This is a genomic window from Alkalibacterium sp. m-11 (assembly GCF_054658155.1).
On the sequence record NZ_BAAGIR010000210.1, the window covers coordinates 1 to 2,451 of the forward strand.

1 protein-coding gene is annotated in these 2,451 nt (G+C 41.5%); it reads right to left on the reverse strand.

Features of this window, described 5'->3' with window-relative positions:
- Positions 1-168: 168 nt before the first annotated feature.
- On the reverse strand, positions 169-1,908 hold the full coding sequence (locus ACYQ2O_RS11695; protein ID WP_459796670.1) for a glycoside hydrolase family 35 protein: 1,740 nt from the start codon (positions 1,906-1,908) through the stop codon (positions 169-171).
- Positions 1,909-2,451: the final 543 nt, after the last annotated feature.

Genomic DNA, 2,451 nt, shown 5'->3' on the forward strand with positions numbered 1-2,451 from the left:
TGCGTCCGACTTCCTTCAGATTCCGCCTCACGGCGGACACCCTTGTCTTTCGCTAACAGTTCCTACTGCCAAGTCTGTAGTGGACTTTCACCACCAAGTTGTCGCCCATGCCGGGCGCACATAAAAAGCCAGTAGACACTTTGCATGCTTAGTCTACTGGCAGTTTTTTCATGTATGCGGAATGCTCGTCAGATGTATCGACTCCAGTACTTTTCCTTCTGTTTCAAATACAATCAGTTCATTTTCTCCCCGGTTAAGCAGCGGGCCAGGAAGATACAGTTTCACCTGAGGCCCCTTGTCCCAGAAACGCCCAAGATTGAATCCGTTAATAAATACGCATCCTTTCCCCCACCCAGTCATATCGATGAAGGTATCTTGTGGTTCATCAATCTCGATATTAACTTTGTAAAATCCTGGGGCTCCAGGCTCGTACTTACGGGAAAAGTTAAGTTTATTCAAATTATCCAAAGGCAGAGTATAATGGGTCCATCCACTTCTTAATGCACCATTGACATATACTCCGTCTGTAATTCCTTTTCTCTGATGAGGAATACGCGGGCCGTAATTGACTCGTCCCATGTTTTCAACGAGGATTCCCAATGCATTCTCTTCATCTATCAGTTCAATCGGAATCTTCTCACCGAGCTCTTTATCGTATTGCGTGTGGATATGTTTCTGATTGACATACACCTTTGCACGGTCGTTGGTCCCCAGCAATCGACACTCTTCAATCGACCGTTTTCGGCCAAGCTCGTGTTCATAATAAATATATCCGAGTGACTGGTCCATTTCTTCCATTGAAAGAGGATAGGGACTTTCAATCGGGGTGCTGATCAAGTCCAGGTTATCAAATAACGCAGTGCGTTCGGTGACTTCAAATCTTCCATACTCTTTCAACTTAACAGGTTCAGGAAGTGGAGGCAGGTTCTGTTCGGAATGCTTCTGAATGACCTCTCTGAACCGTTTAAATTTTTCGGTTATGTCTCCCCATTCAGTCAGCGGAGCATCGTAGTCATAGGAGGTCACATCTGGAGTCAAATTATCATAGTAGTTCGATCCATTGTAAAAACCGAAATGGGTTCCTCCATGAAACATATAAAAATTGACATGTCCTCTTTCAAGTATCTGGTCCAGTGATATAGCCTGTTCTCTGCTATCCGTTTTCTTGAACCCCTCGTCGCCCCAGGCAGTAAACCAGCCATTCCAGAATTCCATGACCATCAGCGGAATCTCTCTTCCAGCATGTTTCTTGAGCGCATCGAAATGTGCGATCGGATCTGACCCGAAGTTAACGGTAGGGAGAGCGTCTTCAAGAATCGTCCCGTTCTCAAGCATATCCATCCACGTTCCATCACTTGTGACAAGCGGAACGGTTACCCCATTGTTTCTCATTAAAGAAACAAGTTCTTTCAGGTACGTTTTATCATTCCCATAACTGCCATATTCATTTTCTACCTGCATCATGATGATAGGTCCATTTTCAGTAGATTGTAAAAACTTAACCTCATCAAACAAACGAATAAAATAAGCTTCAACTTTCTCGAGGAATGGCTTGTATGAAGTACGAAAGCGCATGTTTCTATCTTTTAACAGCCATCCTGGAAGTCCGCCGAACTCCCATTCCGCACAGATATATGGGGACGGTCTTAAAATTACGAACAGATCCAGTTCTTCTGCCTGTTTAATAAACTCAGCCAGATCAGCCATGCCATTAAAGTTGAACTTCCCTTCCACAGGTTCATGCAGGTTCCATGGGACATAGGTTTCTACGGTATTGCACCCCATAGCCTTCAATTTTTTTAAGCGATCTTCCCAGTATTCCGGTACGACTCTAAAATAATGAATCGCACCCGAAATAATTTTGATTGGTTTGCCTTTCCAGTAAAAGTCATCTCTGATTTCGAACATAGGACCACCCTTTATGTGATGTTCACTTTGAGTACTCAAAGTGTGATTCAACTTAAGAGTAACCGTTTAGGATAAGCATGTAAACATTTTTTTAACCTGCTACTGATAGAAAGTAACCTAGGTCTTTAATTAAAGTAATGAATGCTTTTCTATAGGTTAGGTATAACTAGATTCAATCTAGTGACAGTTTACTGCCTAATTTAAAATAATTTCTATCACTAGAAACGTTCTAGCGGTAGGTTAAAGTCAATTCAGGACAAATTACTTTCATTAGAGGCGTTATAGCTGTATATAACAATGTATATTATAATTAAACTGTAAGTAGAAGCTGTTTACCTGTATTTGAAATGGAGAATTAGAGAAGAAGGTGTAAGTAGATTCTTTCTTGTTATAGTTTCAAAAGTCAAATTATCAGTAACTCAAGTTTCGCACCCTAATAAATGCTTCACAATCCTATCGGATTAACCCTCACCAAAGAAATTACGCAGCAATTTGTTCTTGGTTTGACTGATTTCCAATCAAAATTTCTTTGAATGCCGCCGG